Here is a 16,994-nt window from a genome sequence, read left to right as displayed (position 1 = left end):
GGGATGCGGCCATCCGATGAGCCGCACGTCGTCCTCTGGGCAACCGCCCCGGGTGCCGACGCGCTCGGTCAACGGTCGTGCGCAGACCCACCAGTGATCCAGGCTCATGGCGATCCTCCTCCGGCGATGTGGCGGCAGGCTACGCCGATGGGAACGCCGTGTCGCCCGCGCCCGTCACAAAGCGAAAAGTCGCAGCGCGGCGAGCCGGGCCAGTTGTGCGGAGAGCTCGGCGGAGTAGGCGTCCGCGTGGCTGCCCGGCACCTTCCAGAGCACCGCCTGCACGCGCGAGCCGCCGTCGGCGGCGGAGACGAAGAACTCGAGCTCCGATCCGGGGAAGACGACCGGGCTCTCCTGCACGGCATCCCAGGCGATGAGCAGCCGCCTCGGGATCACGACGTCGAGGATGTGACCGGAGGCGCTCCTCCCGTCGCGCACGATCTCAAGCGAACCACCAGGGCGGAGGGAGACCTCGGCCCGATCGGCGAACCAGCGGCCGAGGAGCGAGGGTTTCGTCAGCGCGTCGAACACCACCGCCGGGGCGGCCGCCACGGTCGTCTCGGCGCGCACTTCGGCGACGTCGTCGTTCGCGAGCATCTCGTCACCTCCGACGCGACGGCGGGAGTCGAACCCGCAACGCCCCTGGTCTGCTGCCGGGGCCCGGGACCGCCCGGATCGCCGCGATGCGACCACGTTAGGAGGTGCCGATCACGACGACCAGGAAACGTTGCGAAAGATGAACCGGCGTAAAGCGGCGTAACACGGGTGCACGCAACTGGCGCGGTGGGGCGCATGATGAGCGCCACCTGTCCCGTGCCCTGAGCACCCGTCGGAGGAGTGTCCATGACCGAGCTGCGAGCCGCAGAATCCACCGCCGTCGACGAGCAGCCGGCCGCCCGGTTCCCGCTGGGCCTGACCGCCGACGAGTTCAAGCTCGCGTTCCGCAACCATGCCGCGGGTGTCGCGGTCATCACTGCGGACGATGGAGAGGGCCCGGTCGGGCTCACCGCGACGAGCGTCTTCTCGGTGAGCGCCGAGCCTCCGTTGCTGGTCTTCTCGATCTCGGCGCACTCGTCGAGCGCGCCGACCCTGCTCCGGGCGGAGAACGTGGTGGTCCATCTGCTGGCGGAGGACCAGCTCGACCTGGCGCAGCTGTGCGCCACGAGCGGGGTCGACCGGTTCGCCGACACCGGCATCTGGACCCGGCTGGTGACGGGCGAGCCCTACTTCCCCGCCGCGCACGCGTGGATCCGCGGTCGCGTCGTCGACACGATGAGCGCGGGGAACTCCACCATCGTGGCGGTGCACGCGCTGCAGTCGCACGTGCGCGAGGAGGCGGCAGCGCCGCTGGTCTACCACAACCGCACGTGGCACAGCCTCGGCAAGGCGTCGCGGCTGCCCGTCTGACACAGGTCGACCCGAACTTGTCAACAAGCCGCGGCGGCGAATAGAGTCGGCGGGCCACCCGCCGAAAGGACCGCCCTCGCCCATGCCCGCCGACGCCGTCGCCTCCACACTGCCCGCAACCCGCGCCGCCGGGCCCGCCCGCCGGATCGACGAGACCTGGATCCGCGCACTTCCGAAGGCGGAGACGCACGTGCACCTCGAGGGCAACTTCGAACTGGTGGATCTGCTCGACCTCGCCAAGGCCGCAGGGGAGCGCCTGCCCGGCCCCGCGGCCACGCTGTTCGACGTGTCGACGCACGACGCGAGCGACGGCTCCGGCGACCTCGCGGACTTCCTCCGGTTCCTGGACTGGGAGTGCGGGCTCGTCCGCACCGCCGAGCAGGCGGCCCGGCACGCCTACACTTTCGCCGCCCGCCAGACCGCCTCCGGCATCGGCTACACAGACGCCATCATCAACCCGACCCATTGGGGAGCGTGGGCGGGACGCGTCCCCGAGCTCTTCGACGCGCTGGCGGCCGGACTCGAGCAGGCGGAGCAGGACGGCCTGGCCGAGGTCCGCCTCTGCTACTCGCTGCTGCGCCAGCAGTCGGCCTCCGAGGCCCGCGAGGTCGTCGAGTGGCTGCGCGACGCGCGCCCCCGTCGCGTCGTCGCCCTGTCGATCGACGGCGACGAGCGGTCGGCGGGACGCGTCAGCGGCCGGTTCGCCGAGGCGTTCTCGCTGGCGAAGGAGGCCGGTTTCCGGCGGACGGTGCACGCCGGGGAGTCGAGCGGGCCCGAGGGCGTGTGGGACGCCATCCAGTTGCTCCACGCCGAGCGCATCGACCACGGGGTGCGGGCGGTGGAGGACCCGGAGTTGCTGCGCTACCTTGCCGACACGCAGATCCCGCTGGGTGTGTGCCCCCGGTCGAACGTCGTGCTGGGCATCTACGACGACTGGCGGGACCACCCGCTCGTCGCGCTGCGCGACGCGGGCGTCAACGTGACGATCAACACCGACGACCCGGCCCCGCTCGGCACCACGCTCGAGGCCGACTGGGCGGTGTGCGCGGAGACCTTCGGGCTCGATCAGGACGACCTCGTCGGCTTCGCCCGGGCCTCGATCGCGGCGAGCTTCGCCGACGACGCCACGAAGGCCCGGCTCGAGGCGGGCCTGCGCCCGTCGGCGCTCAGCCGCTAGATTCGGAGACTGTGACCGACCGCAGCCTCCACAACCAGCTCCTGCGCGAGGTCAGGGAGGCGGCGGCGGCCAACGCACCCCTCCCCGGTGAACTGGAGCTGACCGCCCGGCTCGGCTGCACGCGTCAGCAGCTGCGCAACGCCCTGGCGGAGCTGGAGCGGCAGGGCATCCTCCGCAGGCGGCAGGGTGCACCGACCACGGTCGACCAGGTGGGCCTGCGCATGAGCGTGCGGCTGGAGGACCAGTTCGAGCACACGGTGCTGCTCTCCCGCATGGGCTACGAGGCCGAGGTCGAGATCCTGCGGTCGGAGGTGGAGCCGCTCCCCCCGTCGATCGCCGCGCTGCTCGACGCGGAGCCCGGCAGCCCTGCGCTCCGCAGCGTCAAGCGCTGGCGTGCGGACGGCCGCCCGGCGATGCTCGCCTCCGGCTACCTGCTGCTGCCCGACGGCGCCCCGCGGGAGCTCGACGACTCCGTGTTCACCGCCGTCACGCAGGTGTGGAACGAGTCCCTGGTCTGGGAGGTGGCGACACCGGGTGCAGCGGCTCTCGACGCCGGGCAGGCCGCCCTGCTGGAGCGGCCGGAGGGCACGCCGGTGATGACGTTCGAGCTCATCGGCGTCTCCGTGAGCGGACGCCGGCTGTTCTACGCGTTCGAGCACCACCTCCCGGAGGTCGTCCGCTATTCGTTCGCCCGCACGGTTCGGCCGCCGTGGGACGGGGTCTGAGCCTCTGATCCGTCGCTCGCGGCGGAGTGTGGCGTTTTGTTTCGGGTCGTATCGCGCCGATCGCGTGGGCTGGGCAAACTTATCGACAAGTTGCGCACCCACATTCCGTGACTGCCCCCTCACACCCGACGAAAGGCGCCCGCCATGAAGCTGCGCTCCCTCCTCACTCCGTTGCTCGCCGTTCCCGTCGTCGCCGTGCTGGCCGCCTGCTCCTCGGGGGCGTCGGCCGGCGGAGACGCGACCTCCGCCCACGAGTTGAAGGTCGCCGTCGTGCTCGGCGGCCTGGCCAACGACGGCGGATTTAACCAGTACGCGGCCGACGCCGCCCACGCCCTCGAGAAGAAGGGCGAGATCAAGGCCCAGATCCGCGAGTCCGTGACGAGCTCCTCCGACGCTGAGGCGGCGTTCCGCCAGTACGCCTCGCAGGGCTACGACCTCATCATCGGCTGGGGCCTCGATTTCGCCAACTCGGTCTTCACCGTGGCGAAGGAGCAGCCGAAGGCGCACTTCGTCGCGACCGGTTCCGTCGACATCCTGAAGAAGGCCACCGCCAACGTCGAGACCTGGACGTACGCGAGCGACCAGCAGGGCTACCTGACCGGCTGGGTGGCGGGCAAGTCCGGTCTCTCGCCGGTCGGCGTCGTCGACGGCCAGCTGGCGCCGTTCAACGAGACCACGTACAAGGCGCTGACCGTTGGCCTCAAGGCCGCGAACCCGTCGGCGACCGAGCTCAAGCCGATCTTCACCGGCAGCTGGGAGGACCCGGCCCTCGCGAACCAGGCCGCGAAGGCGCAGATCGCGGCCGGCGCGAAGCTGATCGTCACCGGCGCGGAGGGCTACACCCCCGGCGTGCTCTCCGCGGCCAAGGCGGCCGGGATCGCCACCCTCGGCGCCTCGAGCACCTCGTCCTCGGACGCGAAGCAGGTCAACATCGGCCTGGTGAAGCTGGACTTCACGCCCACCCTCGAGGAGATCGTCGGTCACCTCGACAAGGGCGACTTCGGCAAGCACTCGTACACGTCGACGATCGCCAACAAGGGCCTGATCCTCGCCGACATCAACCCGGTGGATGCCGCGCCGCAGCTGCCGAAGGACATCGCCGCGCAGGTCGACGAGCTCGCGAAGAAGCTCGCCAGCGGCGAGGTGACCATCCCGTCGGTCGGCTGATCGAACCGGACCGGATCCCGATGTCGTCCGCACTCGCGCTCCTGGGCGTCTCCAAGTCGTTTGGAGGCGCCCAGGTGCTGCACGATGTCGAGCTGCGGCTCGAGGCGGGCAGCGTCCACGCGCTGGTCGGGGAGAACGGTGCGGGCAAGTCGACCGCCTTGAAGATCCTGGCCGGCCTGGAGCGGCCGACGGCAGGAAGTGTCGCCGTCGGCGCGGAGCCGGTGGCCTTCGCCGGCCGCCAGGCCGCGATCGAGCGCGGCATCGGCCTGGTCGCGCAGCAGCTCAGCCTCATCCCCGAGCTGACCCTGGCCGAGAACCTCATCCTCGGCCAGCCGGAGCGCATCGCCCGCCGCGGTCGCGCCGCCCGGCTGCTGCGCGAGGCTGCGGACCAGGCCGGACTGGCCGTCCGCCCCGACGTGCGCGTGCGCGAGCTCGGTCTCGCGCAGCGACAGCTCGGCGAGTTGGCCATCGCGCTGGCGCAGGGGGCGCGCATCCTGCTGCTCGACGAGCCGACTTCGGCCCTCGGGCCATTCGAGACCGCCGCCCTGTTCGACCGGGTGCGGGCACTCGCCCGGAGCGGCTACTCCGTCCTGCTCATCACGCACCGGCTGGACGAGGTCCGCCAGGTCGCCGACGACGTGACGGTGCTCTCGCACGGCAGGGTGACCCTTGCTGCGCGCGTCTCCGAGGTCACCGACGACGAACTGGTGCGCGCGATGGTCGGGTCGGTCCCCGCCGTCCCGCGGCGCGTCCACGACCTGGCGGGGGAGACCCGGCTGCGGCTGGAGGGAGTCTCGGCCTCGGGCGCGGGCGCCCGGATCGACGGCATCGACCTGGATGTCCGCGGTGGTGAGATCGTGGGCGTGCTGGGTGTCGCCGGCAACGGCCAGACCGCCCTCGCGGAGGCGGCGGCCGGCGTCCTGACCTTGGCCTCCGGCGCCGTTCTCGTCGACGGCGCCCCGGTCGGCGGCCGCCCCGAGAAGGCGGCCGAGACGGGGCTGGCCTATGTTCCGGAGGCACGCGAGCAGGCCGTGCTGCCGGATGCTCCGCTCACCCGGTCGGCCGTGCTGCGCACCCTGGGCAGCGGCCGCCGATTCCTCCGCCACGGGCTGATCGACTGGAAGGCGGCGCGGTCGTTCACCTCGGCGCTGCTCGAGCGTCACGATGTGCGGCCCGCGGACCCCGACCTGCCCGCCCGGGCGTTGTCGGGCGGCAACCAGCAGAAGCTTCTGGTCGGTCGCGAGCTCGACGGGAGCCCGGCCGTCGCCGTGCTGCACGGCCCCACCCAGGGACTCGACCTGCACGCTGGCGCGGTCATCCGCGGCGAGATCCGCTCGGCGGCCGCAGCGGGCGCCGCCATCCTGCTGGTCAGCGCGGACACGGACGAGATCCGCGAACTGGCCGACACCATCCTGATCCTCTCGAAGGGACGCATCGTGGACCGGTTCGAGGCCGATGAGTTCGACAGCACCCGCGTCGGCCGAGCGATGGCCGGGCTCACCGGCGCTGCCGCGGACGGAGTGCGCGATGAGTGACCTACTGGCGTTCGCGCGTCGTCGTCGCGGCTACCTGATCGCGCTCCTGTACGTGGTCGCGGGGTTCGCGGTCGTCCTCGCGTTGGTCGCGTCGACCGGGGGCGATCTGGGTATGGCCCTGAGCGGCTGGTTCACGGGCGCTTTCGGCGACGGCTACAACCTCACCCAGACCCTCGCCGACGCGACCCCGCTCGCCCTCGTCGCCATCGGAGTCTCGGTCGCACTGCGTGCCGACGTGATCACGATCGGCGCCGAGGGCCAGGCGATCGTCGGCGCCGTCTTCTCGACCGCGCTCGCCCTCCTGCTCGGCCCGTCGGCCAGTCCCGTCGTCGCGCTTCCGCTCGGCGCCCTCGCCGGCGTGGTCGGGGGCGTGCTGTGGGCGCTCCCCGCCGCCGTCGCGAAACTGCGCTGGGGCGTCACCGAGATCCTGTTCACCCTGCTGGCCAACTATCTCGCCGTCTCGCTGCTGACGTACCTGTTGCGGACGGTCCTGCGGGATCCGGCGACCAACGCGAGCCCGCAGAGCCCGCCCCTCCCCGTCCCGTCGCAGCTGCCGATGCTGCCGGTCGCCGGCCGCATCCATATCGGCATCGTGCTCGTCGCGGTGCTGCTCGTCGCACTGTGGTGGTGGTCGCGGACGCGCCAGGCGTTCGTGCTCGACGTCTACGGCTCGCGGCCGCTCCTGGCCGCCCGACTCGGGCTCACTCCCCGTCGTGCCGTGCTCACCGCCATGATCGTCTCCGGTGCCACGGCGGGCCTGGCCGGCTGGATGCAGGTGGCGGGAGTGACCCAGCGTCTCGAGCCCGACGTCTCAAGCGGCATCGGGTTCGCCGGCCTGGCGGTGGCCGTCCTCGGCCGCGGAAACCCGATCGGCATCGCGCTGGCGGCCGTGGTCTACGCCTCGCTCGGGACCGGGGCGGCCGGCGTGCAGATCGTCACGGGCACCGTCCCGACCGCCATCGGCACCGTGACCCAGGGGATCCTGCTCCTCACCGCGGCGCTGGCGCTCGCGGCCGTCAAGATCACCGGCCGGGAGCGCGCCGACTCCGTCGCCGCCAAGGCGGAGGTGGCCGCATGAGTCCGGTCGACTTCTGGACCGTCGTCCTGTCGGGCGCCCTGGCACTGTGTGCGCCGATCGTCATCGCGGGCCTCGGCGAGATCTTCCTCGAACGCACCGGCGGCTTCAACGTCGGCATTGAGGGGATGATGCTGCTCGGAGCGGTTCTCGGCGTCCTCGGCTCCCACCTGGGCGGAGTGTGGACAGGGGTGCTCGCCGGCATCCTGGCCGGGCTCGTCCTCGGTCTGCTCATGGGGGTCGCGTCTGCGCTCGCCAAGGCGGACATCATCATCGTCGGTATCGCGATCGGCCTCCTCGGCACCGGACTCAGCGTCTTCCTCTACCAGGCGATCAACCCGGCCGGTCACACCAACCAGACCGTGCAGACGCAGCCGCCGCTGCACCTGCCGCTCATCGAGCCCATCCCGGTGATCGGTCCCGGTCTCGCCGGGGCGGGCGTCTTCTTCTACTTGTCGCTCGTGCTCGTCGTGCTGTCCTGGCTGGTCCTCGACCACACCCGCTTCGGCCTGCGCCTCCGCGCGGTCGGCGACGACGAGGCCGTCGCGCGGACCCGCGGCATCGCCCCCGTCCGCTTCCGCGTTGTCGCCGCCATCATCGCCGGGGGATTCGCGGGGCTCGCGGGAGCGACCGTCCCCCTCGCCGAGATCGGCACCTTCTCGCCGGGCATGACCGGAGGCACGGGCTTCATCGCCCTCGCCGTGGTCATCATCGGCCGACGGACGCCGGCCGGCCTGATCGCCGGCGCGCTGCTCTTCTCGTTCTTCAACAGCCTGGCGCTGCTTGCACAGACCCAGAGCCTCGGTCTGCCCGTCGAACTCTTCCAGGCCCTGCCGTACCTCGCGACGCTCTTCGTGCTCTGCGTCGTCTCCCGCCGAGTCTGGCGGCGGTCGCGCGCATCGCGCTCCGTCACCTCCCCTCTGCCCTCCGCTGCACCCGAACCCGAAGGAGTCCGATGACCGCCCCCACCAGCCTGCACGACCTTCCGCCCCGCGAGAGAGAGCTGCTCGACGCCGTCGCGGAGCTGGCCACCGGCTTCGAGGCGGCGGCGGCCGGGTACGACGAGCGCGCCGAGATCGCGGTCGGCAACCTGACCGCACTGCACGACGCCGGGCTCGACGCCGCCGTCCTACCCGAGCACCTCGGCGGAACCGGCCTCAGCTACCAGGCCTTCGGCGAGGCGGTGCGCCTGCTCGCCGCCGCCGATCCCTCCACCGCCACCATCGTGACCATGCACACCGGTGCCGCGGTCGGCCTCGCCGAACTGACGCGCGAGCGCCGGGGGAGCTTCTTCTCCGACGAACTCCTGGCCGGCAAGCGCTTCGCCAACGCGCTCTCGGAGCCCACCAGCGGCAACCGGTTCCTCAACCCCCAGCAGGAGGCGCGCCCGGCCGACGGCGGCTGGCTGCTCGCGGGGACCAAGCGGTTCGTCTCCGGCAGCGAGATCGCCGACTACCTCCTCGTCAACGCGCTCGTCGACGGCGTCCCCACCTTCTTCGCCGTCATCCCCGACGACACCGTGACGATCATCCCGATCTGGGACACGCTCGGCCTGCGCGCGACCCGCAGCCAGCTGCTGTCCTTCGACCACACGCTCCTGCGGGAGGAGTTCCGCGGCCGCTCCCCGCAGCCGGGCGACTTCGCCGCCGTACCGGCCGGGCTGCCCGCCATCTCGCTCGGCATCGCCGACGCAGCCCTGGCTGCGCTCGTCGACCACGCGCGCAACCGCGCCATCCTCGGCAAGCCGCTGTCCCACCAGCAGTGGATCCAGCACGAGGTCGCCGACGCGCAGTCGAGGCTCGAGGCGGTGCACGCCTTCTTCCAGCGCACGCTCGCCGAAGCGGACGCCGGCCGGCCGGAGTTCTTCTCCAACCTGTCGCGTGCCAAGTACCTCGCCAACAAAGTCGCGGTCGACGTCGCCCAGCTCGGGGTCCGCGTGGGCGGAGCCTCCGGGTACCTGAAGCAGTCGCCGATCCAGCGGCACCTCCGCAACGCGCAGGCCGGCCAGCTCATGGCCTACTCGACCGAGGTGCTCGCGACGGAGATCGGCAAGGAGGTGCTCGGCGTCGAACCCGAGCCGGCGGACGAGGCGGAGGTGGCCTGATCGTGGCGGACCGGCAGCGGATGATCTTCAACGCCTTCAACATCTTCTCCGTGTCGCACCACGACCAGGGGATGTGGGCGTGGCCGGGCAGCGAGCAGCTACGGTACAACGATGTCCACTACTGGGCGGACGTCGCCAGGCTGCTGGAGCGCGGTCGCTTCGACACCCTGTTCTTCGCCGACGTGCTGGCGCCGTACGAGACCTTCGAGGGCTCGCGGGAGCGGGCGGTGTACAGCGGGATGCAGTTCCCCATCAATGACCCGGGCGAGCTCATCCCGGCGCTGGCGTACGCCACCGAGAACCTGGGCTTCGTGCTGACGCAGAACATCCTCCAGGAGCCGCCGTACGCCTTCGCCCGCAAGATGTCGACGCTCGACCATCTCACCCGCGGCAGGATCGCGTGGAACATCGTGACCACCTTCCTGCCGGGGGCGGGCCGCAACCTCGGCTTCGGCGGTCTGCCCGAACACGAGGACCGGTACGCGCGGGCCGACGACTACATCGACGTCGTCTACAAGCTTTGGGAGGCGTCGTGGGAGGACGACGCCGTCGTCCGCGACACGGCACGGCAGCAGTACTCCGACCCGGCGAAGGTTCACGAGATCAACCACGTGGGCCCGTTCTACGACGTGGTGGGGCCGCACCTGACCGAGCCGTCGCCGCAGCGCACGCCGTTCCTCATCCAGGCCGGAGTCTCGCCGCGCGGCCGCGACTTCGCCGGGCGCAACGCCGAGGGCCTGTTCATCAACGCGCTGACCCCGCAGGAGGCCGAGCCGGTGGTCCGGGACGTGCGCGCGGCGGCCGTGCGGCACGGTCGCCGCCCCGACGATGTCAAGCTGTTCGGCATCCTCGGCTTCGTGGTGGGCAGCACCGAGGAGGAGGCGCGGCGCCTGCACGAGGAGATCACCGACTTCCAGAGCATCGACGCCAACCTCGCCAAGCAGAGCGTCTTCCTCGGCTACGACTTCAGCCAGCTCGACCCGAAGGAGCCCATCGGCGAGATCGCCAAGCGGCCGGAAGGCCAGGAAGGCATCGTCGGCAAGCTGATCGCGATGTCCCCAAACCCGAGGTACACGATCGGCGAGCTGGTCCGCTGGTTCGGCAACCTCCGGGTCGTCGGCACGCCGGAGCAGATCGCCGACCACGTCGAGGCCTGGAACGACGCGGGCGTCGACGGCATGAACGTGCAGTACGTGGTTTCGCCGGGTTCGTTCGAGGACTTCGTCGACCACATCACGCCGGTGCTGCAGAAGCGCGGGCTGATGCAGTCGGAGTACCGCGAGGGCACCCTGCGCGAGAAGGTGTTCGGCAAGGGCCCGTTCCTCCCCGACGAGCACCGCGCCCGCGGGTTCCGGCGTGCCGCCTTCGGTGAGGGATAGGCCGCTTTCGGCAACCTCAAGCAGTCGCGGCTGCCGGCAGCGGCGTCGGTGTTAATCATGGCATTCTCCGTCACGTGGGCATCGAGCGGACTGCACGCGTTGTGTGCGGGCCATTTGTGAAGTCTTCATGCAATGTGGCAGCCGCGTTGCCTCACCGGCCGCTTACGGCCCGCCGCTCGCACGCCTACTCCTGGGCGCCCCCTTCGCGGTAGCTGCGCACTCCGTCGACTCCGCCAACGACGGCGGCGGTGAGCTCTTCGACCGAGGTATCTTCGCGCCGGACATCAAGGATTTTTCGTCCATGGTTCATGACGATGTGCCGGTCGCAAACCTGGTGTGCGTGGTGAAGGTTATGGGTGACGAGGAGGCTCGATACCCCTTCAGTTTTCAACTGGCGAAGATAGGCGAGTAGAGCCTCAGTGGCGCGTACCGCCAAAGCGCTGGTCGGCTCGTCGAGGATGAGTAGTCGCCGCTTGAAGTGCACGGCGCGCGCGATCGCCACGGCTTGCGCCTGACCGCCGGAGAGTGAACTGACGAGTTGCTTCGAGCTTTTGATGCCCTCAATGGTGACGACCGAGTCGAGGATGTCCGTGGCAATCGCGTCCATTTGCTTCAGCTTCATGAAACCAAGTCGGTTTGTAACCTCCCGCCCCATGAAGATGTTTCTTGTGATCGAGAGGGATGGTACGAGCGCGGAGTCCTGGAAGATCGTCTCCACCCCGTTCTCCTCGGTGACCCTGCGATCGACTCGGGGAACCGGCGCGCCGTCCCAGTAGTACGCACCGCTGGAGTAGGGAACGACGCCGGAAAGGATCTTGACGAGCGTCGACTTGCCGGCGCCGTTGTCGCCGAGAAGGCCGACGACCTCCCCCTTTCCGACATCGAAGCTCACGTCGCGCAGGACGGTGTTCGCACCGTAGGTCTTGGTGATGCCCTCGACGCGGAGGAGATAGTCGTCATTGTCCACGGTCACGATGCCTTTCCTTCGAAGAGCTTGTTGGCGACGGCCGCGACGACGATGAGCAGGCCTACGAACAGCTGAACGTAGAAGCCCGGAGCGTTGGCGAGGATGAGGCCGTCCTGGATGAGCTGGATGAGCGCAGCGCCGATGACCATACCGATGATGGATCCGCGTCCGCCGTTGAGAGAGCACCCGCCGACGACAGCGCCGGCGACGGACATGAGGGTGTAGGTGTCCGTCGTTCCCGGCTGGATGCTCGTGGTGCGGACGGCGGTGATCACTCCAGCGATCGCGACCAGTGCGCCGAGCAGCGCGAAGGAGAGGAGCTTGATTCTGGCCGGGTTGATTGAGATCGCTTTCGCGGCTGCGGCGTTTCCGCCGACGGCGAAGATGGCGTTTCCGGTCTTGTGCCGGTGGAGGAAGAGCCAGCCGGTGACACCGATCACCGTCAGCCAGATCAGCTGCGACCGGACGAAGCCGAGGTCGCCGGCGAAGACGGTCGTCGTTGTGCCGTCTGCGGAGAGGATCGCGGGCATCGTCCCATTGAATACGAACGCCATCCCGGTCCAGAAGAACCCGAGACCGAGGGTGGCGATGAACGACGGGATCTTGGTGATGACGACGACCAGCCCGTTGATGAGGGCGATCGCTGTGCCGGTGGCGAGGGCTGCAAAAAAGCCGGCGACCCAGCCGGCGACATTGGCCGTGTGGACGAACACGATGGCCGAGAGGCCGAAGTTGGCGCCGAGGGAGAGGTCGAACTCTCCGGCGATCATGAGGATTCCGGTCCCGATGGCAAGGATGGCGTACACCGGGATCGACTGGAAGATCACGCCCTGCAGGTTGGCCGGGTCGAGGAAGGGGAACGAATCGGGTGCGACCACGGCGGCGATGCAGAAGCCCAGCGTTACGACAAGGGTGATCAGGCCGATCTCCAGGGCGCCGCGGCCGCGGATATAGCGGATGCTCTCGAAGAACTTGCCCGAGATAGTATTCGGGACGTTGTCGGCGAGCCGGGTTCGGGCGGCGGCTGAGATGGGGGCGGTTGCCGGTGCCGTGAGTACATGTGTGGTGCTGGGAGGCTCGGGGGTCGGGGTATGAGTCGACACGGTTTGTCCTTCGGAAGTGGCCTGCCGGCCAGTGGGTGAGTGAGAGGTGGTGCACGGGAGGCCGGGGGCGCCTCCCGTGCACCGGCCGGTCAGTAGCGAACGCCCTGGAGGTCTTTCGCCTCGAGGAAGGTCACGTTGTCCTTGGTGATGAGTCCGTTACCGCCCGAGTTGATGTCCGCGGCCGAGAGGCCGAAGTCGATCTTGAGGACGCCCTGCATCACCGACTGGAAGCCCTGCACGTAGCCCTGCTGGTCGGCGGTCGCAAGCTCACGCCCGCTCTTGATGGCGGCGATCACCTGGGGAGAGGTGTCGAAACCGACGATCGGCACCTTCACTCCGGCCGCGTCTTCTGCCGCGACGGCGTTCCGGTTCGGGGTCCCACCGAGCGGGACGATCGCCTTGACATCCTTGTGCGCAGTCAACCAGGTGGTCATCGCGTCGAGAGCGTCGGAGTCGGTGCCGGAGGTGCGAAGGTAGACGCCCTTCACTCCCTTGGCGTCGAGCGCCTGCTGGACGCCGCCACCTCGCTGGATCGCGTAGGGCTGGCTCGGCTCTTCGGCGGGCAGGAGGACCGTGTCGCCGGAGGACAGGTCGGGGACGTCCTTCAGGAGTTGCTGGCCGAGGATCTTTCCGACCGCGGTGAAGTCCTGGCCGACGAACCCGTCGACGCACGCTTTGCCGTCGTCGGGGGCCGGGACGTTGTAGGCGATGATGCTGATACCGGCCTGGTGGGCCTCGCATGCCTGCTTCACCCACTTCTCGCCCGAGTTGAAAGGGATGAACATGAGGGCAGGCTTCTGGGCGATGGCCGCCTGGATGAGGTCGACCATCTTGCTGTCGTCACCGGCGGCGGTCTGATTCACCATCTTCAGGCCGCCGAGCTTTGCAGCGTCGTCCGCTCCCTTCTGGATCTGCGCCCAGAAGACGTCGCTCGCGGCGTTGTAGTAAGTGAAGAAGTACGCCTTGCGGTCGGCGGAGCGCTTTCCGAAGCCGTCGTCGAGTCCGTTCGAGCTCGGCTTCGTGGTCGAGCTGCAGGCCGCCAGCAGGGCTGCGGTGCTGGCGATCGCCAGAACCGCAAGCCCGCGTCGGGTGTTGATGAGTTTCACTTCGCTGTGTCCCTTCTCACCGGCCGAGGGGGCGACCGGGTTCGCATCGTTGCTGAGGGAACCATAGAGCGCATTACATCCTGTCGTCAATATGTCCGAACAAAGTTACTCAAGATTGTTACCACGGACCTCACGGCGCCGGGATCAGAACGTCGCGCACCAGCGCGTCCAGGGCCGCGTCGGCGTCGAGGAACTGCCTAAGTGTGATCCTCGTCGCCCCGAAATCGTCGAACTCCTCGACGGTCATTCCGTCAGGCTCGTAGGCCCGCCGGAAGTCAGGGAACCGCCGTGCGAGGGTGTCCAGGACTTCGGGATCCACGGCTCGCTCGATGCGGGATTCGACGGGGAGGTCATTGTCGTTGACCAGCCTCTGCCAGTCGAACGGGGGAGAGATGACCAGGTCGCCGCCGACGAGCTCGGACCACTGAAGCGAACTGCGGAAGGCGGCTGACAGGATGCGTGAGCGGTACCCGCGTTCGCGGAAGATCGAATAGCCCCGCTTCAGCGCCGCGACGCCCGCCCAGTCCAGGTAACCGGGATCGACGAGGATGCGCTCGCGCGCGGCCACGGTCTTCAGCCAGTCATCGAGTCGCCCACCCATGATCGTGACCACGGAGCCGAATTCCCGTTCGGGGAGGCCGTCCGCCGCGCGCCGATCCAGGCCGCGTTCGATGGCTTCCGCCGCCTGCACGGCCTGGGGGACGGTGAACGAGACGGTCACGTTGATGCTCACGCCGCGGTAGGTCGCCTCTTCGATCGCGCGAATGCCGACCGAGGTGGCGGGGATCTTGACGATGATGTTCTCGGCGAGAGCCGCGAAGCGGACGGCTTGTCCGATCAGGGCGTCGGCATCGCGGTGCAGTCGTGGGTCGGTTTGAATCGAGAGTCGGCCATTGAGTCCCCCCGACGCCCGGAAGGCCGGAACCAGCAGTTCCGCGGCCTCGATGGAGAGCTCCTCGACGACGCGCCAGCCGATCTGCGACTCGCCCCAGGTGGGGTTCTCGGCTGAGATGGCTGCGATCCGGGGTCGCCAGCGCTCGAGGTTGGCCTTGACGACGGAGAGGGCGATGACGGGATTGCAGGTCGCGCCGACCGCGCCGAACTCGATCGACTGCCGGAGTTGCGCGAGGTCGGCGGAGTCGTTCCAGAGCGCCGTCTGCGGGTACTGCTCGGCGGTACGCCGCAACGTGCTGGCGACGGCGGTGTCGGTGGCGGTCATGCGCCGGCGGCCGACGGTACGGCGAGCTCGCCGGTGAGGTACTGCGAGCGGCCGAAGCCGAAGGACCAGTCCTCTGGACCGTTCTCCACGTAGCCGATGAAGACGTCTTCGCCCGCAACGCCCACGCCCTCGAGGCGCTGCGCGATCTCTGCGAAGAGACGTTCCTTTGCCTCCGCAGTGCGGCCTCGCTGTGTGAAGATCTGGATCATGACGACGCCGTCGCTGCGCTCGAAGCCCAAGCCCGCGTCCTCGGCGATGATCGAGCCGGCCGGGCGCTCGGAGACGATCTGGAACCGGTCGCGCGGTGGGATGCGATATTGGGCGACGATCGCGTCGTGGATGGCGTCCGCGATGGTGCGGATCTCGGCCGCCGGGCGGCCTTCATTGAGCTCGATTCTGACCAGGGGCATGCGTGTCTCCGAGTGGGTTCGGCGGAAGGTGGTTGCATCTACTCTGACACATTGATAGTTTGTCCTGTCAAGCGCACTAATTAGTTTCAAAACGCCGCTCAAGGTCGAGACCGGAAAGGTGTCAGACGCATATGTCCCACATCCCCACCACCGCGACGGTGGCCAGCAAGGCCCTCCCTCCGCTCGGCGGTGATCGTCGCTTCAACCGCCGCGTCGGCGTCATCGCGGTCATCGCCACCTTCGGCGGGCTGCTATTCGGATACGACACCGGCGTGCTGAACGGCGCGCTGAGCTTCATCGTCGATTACTTCCACCTCAACGCGGTGCAGGAGGGGCTCATCACCTTCCTGCTCCTGATCGGGGCAGCGCTCGGCGCCCTCGTCGGCGGCCGCATCGCCGACTCCTTCGGCCGCAAGCGCACCATCATCGTGCTGGCCATCATCTTCTTCATCGGCGCGCTCGCGAGCGCATTCTCTCCCACCTACGGGATCTTCCTGGTGTCCCGGTTCGTCCTGGGCCTCGCCGTTGGTGGCGCTTCGGTGACCGTCCCCGTGTATCTCGGCGAAGTCGCGCCCTTCGAGAAGCGCGGTGGGCTTGTCAGCCGAAACGAGCTGATGATCGTCGGCGGGCAGTTCCTCGCCTTCCTCTGCAACGCGATCATCGGCAACGTCTGGGGCGGCAATGCGGAGGTCTGGCGCTACATGCTGACCATCGCCGCCCTGCCGGCGATCGCGCTGTTCATCGGGATGCTGCGACTGCCGGAGAGCCCACGGTGGCTTGCGCTGAAAGGCCGGAACGATGAGTCGCTAGCCGTCCTGAAAGACCTGCGCCGGCCAGAGCGAGCTGTCGCCGAGCACGCCGAAATCGTCCAGCTGATCGAGGACGAGCGGGAACTGACCGAGAACTACAGCGCGTGGGGCGAGATCAAGTCCCAGCCTTGGATCAAGCGCCTGATCGTCATCGGAATGGGCATCGCCGCCTTCCAGCAGCTGACCGGGATCAACTCGATGCAGTACTACGGCACGCAGGTGCTCGAACAGGCCGGTTTCACTCGCAACTCCGCACTCATCTTCAATGTGCTCATCGGAATGATCTCCGTCATTGCGATGCTCATCGCCCTTCCTCTGCTGAACAGGTTCAATCGCCGGGGGATGATGCTGTTCGGCTTCACCGGCATCCTGATCGCCCACCTGCTCGTCGGGATCTTCGGGATCGCACTGCCGCAGCACAGCCCCATCCGTGCCTGGCTTCTGCTCATCTGCATCCTGCTCTTCGTGGGTCTGATGCAGGGCACGATCGGCCCACTGGCGTGGCTGATGCTGTCGGAGATCTTCCCGCTGAGACTGCGCGGCGTCGCCATGGGCTTCGCGGTGCTGGTGCTCTGGGTGACGAACGCGATCATCTCCTTCGCGTTCCCTTCTCTGGTCGGCGCGCTGGGCTTCGGGACCTTCCTGCTGTTCGCCTTCGTCGCCGGGCTCGCGCTCCTCTTCGTCGGTGTGGCGGTGCCGGAGACCAAGGGGAAGACGCTGGAGAGCCTGGAGGAGCACTTCAAGCGCCTGTATGCGTCGTTTTGATCTTGTAAGTTTGACAGAACATAGGATGACCTTGTGACCGACCAGACCA

16 protein-coding genes are annotated in these 16,994 nt (G+C 68.8%); 10 read left to right on the top strand and 6 right to left on the bottom strand.

From position 1 onward, the window contains the following. Positions 1-174 precede the first annotated feature (174 nt). On the bottom strand, positions 175-594 hold the full coding sequence (locus BLW09_RS15425) for an SRPBCC family protein (protein ID WP_089914641.1): 420 nt from the start codon (positions 592-594) through the stop codon (positions 175-177). A 246-nt stretch (positions 595-840) separates the two neighbouring features. Between BLW09_RS15425 and BLW09_RS15420 the strand changes: the two genes are divergently transcribed. The 9 genes from BLW09_RS15420 (at position 841) to BLW09_RS15380 (ending at position 10,566) form a co-directional block, all read left to right on the top strand. After that, entirely contained in the window at positions 841-1,404 is a 564-nt protein-coding gene (locus BLW09_RS15420; RefSeq protein ID WP_089914638.1) for a flavin reductase family protein, read from the top strand. A gap of 82 nt (positions 1,405-1,486) precedes the next feature. Continuing rightward, the gene (gene add / locus BLW09_RS15415) at positions 1,487-2,581 is read left to right on the top strand and encodes an adenosine deaminase (RefSeq protein ID WP_089914635.1); all 1,095 of its coding nucleotides are present in this window, start codon (positions 1,487-1,489) and stop codon (positions 2,579-2,581) included. Between the two features lie 11 nt (positions 2,582-2,592). After that, positions 2,593-3,306, top strand: coding sequence for a GntR family transcriptional regulator (locus BLW09_RS15410; protein WP_089914632.1), 714 nt, complete (start codon positions 2,593-2,595; stop codon positions 3,304-3,306). Positions 3,307-3,450: 144 nt separating this feature from the next. Beyond that, on the top strand, positions 3,451-4,473 hold the full coding sequence (locus BLW09_RS15405) for a BMP family ABC transporter substrate-binding protein (protein WP_089914629.1): 1,023 nt from the start codon (positions 3,451-3,453) through the stop codon (positions 4,471-4,473). 20 nt (positions 4,474-4,493) lie between these two features. Continuing rightward, complete coding sequence (locus BLW09_RS15400; RefSeq protein WP_089914626.1) at positions 4,494-6,008, top strand: ABC transporter ATP-binding protein; 1,515 nt, start codon at positions 4,494-4,496, stop codon at positions 6,006-6,008. Continuing rightward, a complete protein-coding gene (locus tag BLW09_RS15395) occupies positions 6,001-7,086 on the top strand; it encodes an ABC transporter permease (protein ID WP_157696956.1) in 1,086 nt (361 codons plus the stop codon). The genes BLW09_RS15400 and BLW09_RS15395 overlap by 8 nt, the downstream gene beginning before the upstream one ends. Next, positions 7,083-8,042: an ABC transporter permease gene (locus BLW09_RS15390; protein WP_089914617.1), complete on the top strand. Its 960-nt coding sequence runs from the start codon at positions 7,083-7,085 to the stop codon at positions 8,040-8,042. Before BLW09_RS15395 ends, BLW09_RS15390 begins: the two co-directional genes overlap by 4 nt. Next, the gene (locus BLW09_RS15385) at positions 8,039-9,187 is read left to right on the top strand and encodes an acyl-CoA dehydrogenase family protein (RefSeq protein WP_089914614.1); all 1,149 of its coding nucleotides are present in this window, start codon (positions 8,039-8,041) and stop codon (positions 9,185-9,187) included. Before BLW09_RS15390 ends, BLW09_RS15385 begins: the two co-directional genes overlap by 4 nt. Before the next feature lie 2 nt (positions 9,188-9,189). Then, on the top strand, positions 9,190-10,566 hold the full coding sequence (locus tag BLW09_RS15380; RefSeq protein WP_231946895.1) for an LLM class flavin-dependent oxidoreductase: 1,377 nt from the start codon (positions 9,190-9,192) through the stop codon (positions 10,564-10,566). A 184-nt stretch (positions 10,567-10,750) separates the two neighbouring features. Here the strand turns inward: BLW09_RS15380 and BLW09_RS15375 are convergent, their stop codons facing one another. The 5 genes from BLW09_RS15375 to BLW09_RS15355 all read right to left on the bottom strand — a co-directional run bounded on the left by BLW09_RS15375 (position 10,751) and on the right by BLW09_RS15355 (position 15,371). Further along, positions 10,751-11,539, bottom strand: coding sequence for an ATP-binding cassette domain-containing protein (locus BLW09_RS15375; RefSeq protein ID WP_197682028.1), 789 nt, complete (start codon positions 11,537-11,539; stop codon positions 10,751-10,753). Further along, on the bottom strand, positions 11,536-12,636 hold the full coding sequence (locus BLW09_RS15370; RefSeq protein WP_157696955.1) for an ABC transporter permease: 1,101 nt from the start codon (positions 12,634-12,636) through the stop codon (positions 11,536-11,538). Before BLW09_RS15370 ends, BLW09_RS15375 begins: the two co-directional genes overlap by 4 nt. An 89-nt stretch (positions 12,637-12,725) precedes the next feature. Further along, positions 12,726-13,742 (bottom strand): substrate-binding domain-containing protein, encoded by a 1,017-nt coding sequence (locus BLW09_RS15365; protein ID WP_157696954.1) that lies wholly within the window; start codon positions 13,740-13,742, stop codon positions 12,726-12,728. Positions 13,743-13,872: 130 nt separating this feature from the next. After that, positions 13,873-14,961 (bottom strand): transaldolase family protein, encoded by a 1,089-nt coding sequence (locus BLW09_RS15360; RefSeq protein ID WP_089914605.1) that lies wholly within the window; start codon positions 14,959-14,961, stop codon positions 13,873-13,875. Next, positions 14,958-15,371: a tautomerase family protein gene (locus tag BLW09_RS15355; protein ID WP_089914603.1), complete on the bottom strand. Its 414-nt coding sequence runs from the start codon at positions 15,369-15,371 to the stop codon at positions 14,958-14,960. Before BLW09_RS15355 ends, BLW09_RS15360 begins: the two co-directional genes overlap by 4 nt. 131 nt (positions 15,372-15,502) lie before the next feature. On the opposite strand from BLW09_RS15355, the gene BLW09_RS15350 reads away from it, so the two are divergent. Continuing rightward, on the top strand, positions 15,503-16,945 hold the full coding sequence (locus tag BLW09_RS15350) for a sugar porter family MFS transporter (protein WP_089914598.1): 1,443 nt from the start codon (positions 15,503-15,505) through the stop codon (positions 16,943-16,945). Positions 16,946-16,994 lie beyond the last annotated feature (49 nt).

It is taken from the genome of Leifsonia sp. 21MFCrub1.1, from assembly GCF_900107895.1.
In the GTDB taxonomy this organism is placed as follows: Bacteria; Actinomycetota; Actinomycetes; order Actinomycetales; family Microbacteriaceae; genus Leifsonia; species Leifsonia soli.
Note: the sequence above shows the minus strand (reverse complement) of the source record. Positions and strands in the feature narration are given on the sequence as shown.